General features: G+C 55.6%; 7 protein-coding genes and 2 pseudogenes. 5 read left to right on the forward strand and 4 right to left on the reverse strand.

Annotated features, from left to right (window positions below; all coding sequences use genetic code 11):
- Positions 1–342 (forward strand): annotated as a pseudogene (locus AB4Z11_RS18070) (site-specific integrase); the annotation flags it as partial.
- Entirely contained in the window at positions 339–1,727 is a 1,389-nt protein-coding gene (locus tag AB4Z11_RS18075) for a tyrosine-type recombinase/integrase (RefSeq protein ID WP_442026645.1), read from the forward strand. The pseudogene AB4Z11_RS18070 and the gene AB4Z11_RS18075, both read left to right, overlap by 4 nt.
- Positions 1,728–1,746: 19 nt before the next feature.
- Here the strand turns inward: AB4Z11_RS18075 and AB4Z11_RS18080 are convergent.
- Together AB4Z11_RS18080 and AB4Z11_RS18085 are read right to left on the reverse strand one after the other, a co-directional pair.
- A pseudogene (locus AB4Z11_RS18080) lies at positions 1,747–2,073 on the reverse strand (helix-turn-helix domain-containing protein); the annotation flags it as partial.
- A 262-nt stretch (positions 2,074–2,335) separates the two neighbouring features.
- Positions 2,336–4,540: an OsmC domain/YcaO domain-containing protein gene (locus AB4Z11_RS18085; protein WP_442026646.1), complete on the reverse strand. Its 2,205-nt coding sequence runs from the start codon at positions 4,538–4,540 to the stop codon at positions 2,336–2,338.
- Positions 4,541–4,666: 126 nt separating this feature from the next.
- On the opposite strand from AB4Z11_RS18085, the gene AB4Z11_RS18090 reads away from it, so the two are divergent.
- Together AB4Z11_RS18090 and AB4Z11_RS18095 are read left to right on the forward strand one after the other, a co-directional pair.
- A complete protein-coding gene (locus AB4Z11_RS18090; RefSeq protein WP_442026647.1) occupies positions 4,667–5,032 on the forward strand; it encodes a hypothetical protein in 366 nt (121 codons plus the stop codon).
- Positions 5,033–5,214: 182 nt separating this feature from the next.
- Positions 5,215–5,403, forward strand: coding sequence for a hypothetical protein (locus tag AB4Z11_RS18095; protein WP_442026648.1), 189 nt, complete (start codon positions 5,215–5,217; stop codon positions 5,401–5,403).
- Between the two features lie 42 nt (positions 5,404–5,445).
- Here AB4Z11_RS18095 and AB4Z11_RS18100 read toward each other — a convergent pair whose 3' ends face one another.
- Positions 5,446–5,781 (reverse strand): hypothetical protein, encoded by a 336-nt coding sequence (locus AB4Z11_RS18100; RefSeq protein ID WP_442026649.1) that lies wholly within the window; start codon positions 5,779–5,781, stop codon positions 5,446–5,448.
- Between the two features lie 100 nt (positions 5,782–5,881).
- Positions 5,882–6,166, reverse strand: coding sequence for a DUF6130 family protein (locus AB4Z11_RS18105; RefSeq protein WP_442026650.1), 285 nt, complete (start codon positions 6,164–6,166; stop codon positions 5,882–5,884).
- A gap of 435 nt (positions 6,167–6,601) precedes the next feature.
- Here AB4Z11_RS18105 and AB4Z11_RS18110 point away from each other — a divergent pair.
- On the forward strand, positions 6,602–6,898 hold a 297-nt coding region (locus AB4Z11_RS18110), incomplete at its 3' end, for a discoidin domain-containing protein (protein ID WP_442026651.1).

Raw genomic sequence — 6,898 nt, forward strand, 5'->3', positions numbered from 1 at the left:
GGTCAACCGTTGTCCGCCGAGGGGGTAAATCATTTCTTTAAGATTCTGACCGCGTCGCTTTCATCAACCACAATCAAGACCTTGCACGACCGGACAGGCATGTCGGCGATATCTCCGCACGACTTGCGCCATACTGCGGCGGTGATAAGGATGAAACAGCTTCTGACGCGCGGCGATCCAATGCCAGAAGTAATGCAGAAGATGCGCAGCTATTTTGGTTGGGCGGCGACCTCGTCTATGCCGCTACTTTATGCGAAAGCGGCTTTTGAGGAGAGATTGAACGCTGTCTGGGGTGATCAATTCGATGATCGCGTTGCTATGCTTATGGAGTTACCACAATGACTCAGCATCTCTCTCCGTCTATCCCTGCCCATAGGCCTCGCGCTCTTCTAGTAGACGTCCCTCCTCTGCCTTCCATAGTCAGATACGTCGATGATTATACCGACGAAGATTACAGTGTCACTGATCTGTCGGCGCTAAGATGGATCATTTCAATAAATGGTACAAAACGTAGGTTGCGATTCGACCGTTACGAGCGCGACTGGGCGCTGAAGGGCCTACTGCAAGCTTTTATCGCCGATCGATTGACGCGTGGCGCACCTTCAACTGCACAGAAGAACCTTAGTAGCCTTGTTCATGTTGAACTTGATGACCTGATCACGATAATCGAATGCTCGCCCGTTGATGCAAGGTCGATTTGGGATAGGCTGAGATCTAAGATTGAGTACGTTGATGTTTTTACTGGGCTTAAAGCCCTGCTGGTTTTTCTTGCAGAGCGAAAAATCGGCAAATGGAGACCGGCGTATCTACCTTTCATTTCCTCCGCCCTTCCATTGCCGCCGGCGGACAAATTTTCACGCGTCCGCAGAAGAGATGTTTTCATATCGATAGAAGACGAAGCCCGGCTGGTTCGGTGGATAGAAGAACATGCGGTTGCAGCAAAAAAAGAGTCCCTGGCATCCCTGGTCGACACGGCGCTCATAATTTGCAGCTACCAGTTTGCGATGCGCCCGAAACAGATTGGGATACTTCGACGTCGCGATTGCCGAATTATTTCGCCACCAGGTGGTAGTTGCTCTGTCCATTTGACCTTTCGGATGATCAAGCAGCGTGATGACTCCATGAAGCGGATGCCGCTGGTACGGCGGGTCAAGCGCGAATGGGCGATTATTTTTAGCGAGATTTTTACCAGAACTGAGCACCGCCCGGGAAGTGACTATTTTCTAGGCTACACCGACGCGGCCTCGATTTCTGTTCGCATCCGAGAGTTGCTGCTTGAGGTGACTGGCGTCGCGTGGTCCGCAAGAGACCTACGACACTCTGGTGCCATGCGCATGGTTGATGCTGGTGCCAGCGCCGAAGAACTCGCCGAATACATGGGCCATTCCAGCCTGGAGTCAGGGCAGGTTTACTACGCTACATCGGCCACGCAAGTTGAGCGAGTTAATCAAGCACTGGGCATTTCAGATACATATCGCCAAGTGGCACATATGGGTACGACGGGCTTTATTCATCCTGAGGAACTGAGAAAGCTGAAGGGAGAGCAGCAGGTCGCGGGTGTCCCGCACGGCATACCAATCGCAGGAATAGGTGCGTGCACTACGGGGCAGCCTTCCTGCCCATTCAATCCGGTGACCGCATGCTACGGATGCCCGAAATTTCTTCCCATCTCCGATCAGTCAATACATCAAGAAGTACTGCGTGTGTTCGTTTGCTCGCCGAATTGACCCTGTCCGATTGACCCGCCTTCCACTGCCTGGCGAACGCCGCCACGCGGTCGTATGACCCCTCGTAACCCAGCTCTTTCAGGTCTTCGTGGATCTGCTTCAAATTGCGTCGCTGCTTGCGCGGCTTGACCGTCTCAGCCTTGAGCCAGCCCGACAATTGCAAAGAGTATTTGTCCAGCGCGCTGGACGCTCGCCGCTCCGCATAGGAGGGCTCTGTGATTTCCGAGCGCAGATAGCGTCGGACGGTGTTCCTCGAGATGCCCAGTCGCCTGGCGATCTCCCTGAGGGGGACCTGGTCACRCAAGTGCCAGCGTCGAATTATGCCTAGCAATGCCACGTCTATCACTCCGTTCTCCTGCCGATGAGACAGGTGGATTGTGCTTCAAACGTGGGTCAGATTCATTTGCAAATTACTGGGGGAAACGGGTCAATTTTCGGCGCAAATCAACAAAAAGATGCTTTAGAGATTGCGCAGCCGTTCCGCTGTCGCGGCCACGTCACGGACTACCCCGGGAGTTCGAAAACTAGGGAAAACGGACATTTCAACTTTGCCCGGGACCGGACATTTCAACTTGGCCTTGACATACGCATATCGGCGCCACAGTGCCTTAGCTGGCCTTGGCGGCGGCTTTGGCGCGGGCTGCGTGTAGTTTCCTGTAGCTGTCGATCTTGCGCTGGTGCCGGTCGATGCCTTCCAGTTTCATGCTGGTTGGCGTCAGGCCATGGAATCGCACGCTGCCGTTCACGGAGCCCAGGACGGCGTCCATTCTTTCGCCGCCGAACATGCGGCGGAAATTGGCTTCGTAATCTCCCATTTCCAGATCGTCGTCGAGGATCACTTCCAGGACCACGTTCATGGCCTGATAGAACAGTCCACGCTCAACCGAGTTGTCGTTGTACTGCAGGAAGGCTTCAACCAGTTCCTTCGCCTCTTCAAACTGCTCCAGTGCCAGATGAATCAGCAGCTTCAGCTCAAGGATCGTTAGCAGCGCCCAGACCGTGTTCTCGTCGAACTCGATACCGATCAAAGAACCGATTTCGGTGTAATCGTCCGAGTCGCTGTCTTCCAGGCGCTCCAGCAGCGCCTCCAGGTGCTCGTCGTCCAGTTGGTGAATGTTCAGGATGTCTTCACGGAACGCCAGTGCCTTGTTGCTGTTATCCCAGATCAGGTCTTCCACCAGATAGATTTCGGAGTAACCGGGCACCAGAATCCGGCATGCCGTCGCGCCCAATTCGTCGTACACAGCCACATAGACTTCTTTGCCCATGTCTTTGAGGATGCCGAACAAAGTGGCAGCTTCCTGAGCATTGGAGTTTTCACCGTGGCCGGAAAAGTCCCACTCAACGAAGTCGTAATCGGCTTTGGCGCTGAAGAAGCGCCACGACACGACGCCGCTGGAGTCGATGAAGTGTTCAACGAAGTTATTTGGCTCGGTGACGGCGTTGCTGACGAAGGTCGGCCGAGGCAGATCGTTCAGGCCTTCAAAACTGCGTCCCTGCAGAAGTTCCGTCAGGCTGCGTTCCAATGCCACTTCCAGGCTTGGATGAGCGCCAAACGAGGCAAACACGCCACCGGTTCTCGGATTCATCAAAGTGACACACATGACAGGGTACTTACCACCCAGCGACGCATCTTTCACCAGCACCGGGAAACCCTGTTCTTCCAGGCCCTTGATGCCGGCCACAATGCCCGGATATTTCGCGATCACTTCCTGCGGCACATCCGGCAGTGCGATTTCGCCTTCCAGAATTTCGCGTTTAACCGCCCTTTCGAAAATCTCCGACAAACATTGGACCTGGGCTTCAGCCAGCGTGTTACCGGCGCTCATGCCGTTGCTAACGAACAGGTTTTCGATCAGGTTGGATGGGAAATACACCGTCTGGCCGTCCGACTGGCGCACAAACGGCAGCGAACAGATGCCGCGTGCGACGTTGCCGGAATTAGTGTCGTACAGATGCGATCCACGCAGTTCGCCGTCAGGATCGTAGATATTGCGGCTGTACTCGTCCAGAATTTCGGCCGGCAGCGCGTCTTTGCGGCCCGGCTTGAACCAGCGCTCGTTCGGGTAATGCACGAACGGTGCGTTGGCGAGTTCTTCGCCCCAGAATTGGCCTGCGTAGAAGTGATTGCAGCTTACGCGTTCAATGTACTCGCCCAAGGCAGACGCCAGCGCGCTTTCTTTGGTCGCGCCTTTGCCGTTGGTGAAGCACATTGGCGAGTGCGCGTCGCGGATGTGCAGCGACCAGACATTCGGAACGATATTGCGCCAGGACGCGATTTCGATCTTGATGCCGAGGTCCGCCAGCAGTCCGGACATATTGGCGATGGTCTGCTCCAGCGGCAGGTCCTTGCCCAGGATATAAGTGCTTGCCTCGGAATCCGCCTTCAGCGTCAGCAATGCCTGCGCATCAGCGTCCAGATTTTCGACTTCTTCAATGACGAAGTCCGGGCCGGCCTGAACTACTTTCTTCACTGTGCAGCGGTCGATGGAGCGCAGGATGCCTTCGCGGTCTTTGGCGGAAATATCCGGCGGCAGCTCGACCTGGATCTTGAAGATCTGCTGATAGCGGTTTTCCGGATCGACGATATTGTTCTGCGACAGGCGGATATTTTCGGTCGGAATATTGCGCGTATTGCAGTACAACTTCACGAAGTAAGCGGCGCACAAGGCCGATGAAGCCAAAAAGTAGTCGAACGGACCCGGCGCCGAGCCGTCGCCCTTATAGCGAATCGGCTGATCGGCGATCACCGTGAAGTCGTCGAACTTGGCTTCCAGGCGAAGCTTGTCGAGGAAGTTGACCTTAATTTCCATGAGAGTTCCAAATAGTGCTCAAAATGATTTGGCCGCTATTATCGGCTCTTTTGCGCTCACGGCATAGGCTGTGCGCCGCCAATCTTGGCAGTTCGATATCATTATCATCAATGATAAGGAGCTGCTATGAGCAAGTCTGTYAGGTGGCGAAAGAAGCCCAGAAAGAAGGATTATCTGTCAGCGCAGTCCTACCTGAGCCTCTTGTTTGGCTCACGCTCGGCAATCCGGCTGGTCAAGGGCCTGCGTCGGGCGCACATCAGGGAAATCCCGGCGCGGGACATTCTGCGGGCCTCGCATACACCCATGGCCGAGGTGCACGCCTTTGACTGGGCTAGCCAACATAAGGATATCAAGAAAGGCCGCCCGTTCTCGCCCATCCTGCTGGTGTGCGGCAAACACGGCGACGAACTCGTGATCGCGGACGGCTTCCATCGCCTGTGCGCAGCTTTTGCCAAAGACCAGGACGCCATCGTTTCCTTTAAATTGGCCTGATGTCGCTCGGCGCCAAACAGTCTCAGCCCGAAGTTGGACGCGAACCGACAAGTTTGGCTGCGCGCGCGGCTGGATCGCCTCTGTGAGCAGGATTTTTGATGCCTGGCATCGGTTTTGCTGAATGGAGATCGGGAAGTTGAAAAACATCTCGTCCATCCAAACCCGACCCGAAAGGAAGCATCATGAACATCCAAAAACATATGGAAGCGATCTTCATCTCTGTGCTGACGATTATTGGCCTCGGCACGCTCGCGACTGAAAACCTGCCCAAGGTCTTTGAAAAGGCACCGGTTGCCGCCAGCACCATGGCGTCGCCGTCCAATGTGGCAGTGGTCGTGATTCGCGCGCCCCGTCCATCGGGTCGTACTTGAACGCGCTGCGATGGCCCGGCGCTACTGCCGGGCCACGGCTTTTCAGAAGCTGCTGATTTCGTAGCGCTCCGGCGAACGCGGCAGCATGCCGATCGCCTCGCAACGTCCAAAGAATGCATTTCGCACCAGCTTGCTCAGCGACGGCCGAGCGCGCGTGCGGCGCAAGAAATCGTATTGACAGCGGAATACGAAGCCATCCTGGAAAGCGATCTCGAAACTGAATTCCGTGTGCTCCTTGGGCGCCCCTTCCATCCAGCGCTGCAGCAGACGGTCCGCTTCGCGAAACTCCCCTACCCTGGCGACATGGCTGCCCGATTGCATTCGGATGTGGGCCACGTCAATTCGTTCCACCTCACAGACATCGCATTTGCTTGCCATGATTCCCTCGCTGACTGCCGGACTTCGTTAATCTGTGTCTCGATTCTAGTCAGCAAGCACGCTTTCGTAACTTATACTTCGGTATGAAAGCGCCCTGCTTTCAATGGTCGTGCGGCTTCCCTGCCCTGGTATCCGGCACCGTCACCGTAACCGTAACCGCTTCGCCGGTCAGAATCTTGTGGCTCGGATCGGCCAGCTTCAGCAGGACTTTGTGTGGACCTGGGTCCAGGCTCACGATAATCACTGGATTACCGCTGGTATGCGGCCCGGCCGGCTCGGAAGCGACCGGAATTACGGCGGGCGGACTATCGGCCCGGGCCATGGCAAGAGCGCTAAGTAAGGCGCCCGCGCCGCCTGCTGCCGATCGGATGGTAATCGTTTCCATGACGCTGCCTTTCAAGTAGCAAGCTTATGGCCGTCATTTCTCAATTTCGTTCTGCGGCCCAGCTTTGTCAAGCTGCAAATGTCTAACTTTCGGCCTGTGGCAAAGCCGCAAATTTGTCTTAAATCGTAACGAATCGTGTTCGTTTGTCGGGTACGCTTGACAGCGATAGTTAGTCACGGTAACGTTTCCAAATATTTCCATTCGGCAATGAATCGAATGGAACCTCGGGTGCAAACCGCAAGGCCGCCGTCAAACCGCGGCTTTTAATTGGCAAGTAATTATGATGAGTATCATCTTATTACTGGTCGATAACGAAATAGCAACGCATCAAGAATATAGGGAGGTACCATGAGAAAGACGCCTTCAGGGCATCGATCGAACCTAAAGCGGCTACGCAAGATAACACTCCAGGGCTTACCTCTCGCCCTGGCAGCCTTGCTGGCCGCATGCGGTGGCAGTAGTGAAGATTCCGGCAGCCAGGCCCAGGGTGGGCTGCGGCTGGCGGCATCGGTGGCACGCGCGTCGGCCGAAATGGCGCTGACGCCGGTTGCGGCGACGGCCAGTTCGTCCGAACGCGGCGATCTGAACGCAGCGGCGGCCATCGACCACAATCCAGGCACGCGCTGGGGCAGCGGATTCACAGACAATGAATTCCTGACCCTGGACTACGGCAAGTCCGTGAACATCACGCGCGTTCACATCGACTGGGAAAACGCGCACGCAACCCAGTAC

The sequence above is a fragment of the Pseudoduganella sp. RAF53_2 genome, assembly GCF_052113985.1.
Lineage (GTDB): Bacteria > Pseudomonadota > Gammaproteobacteria > Burkholderiales > Burkholderiaceae_D > Rugamonas.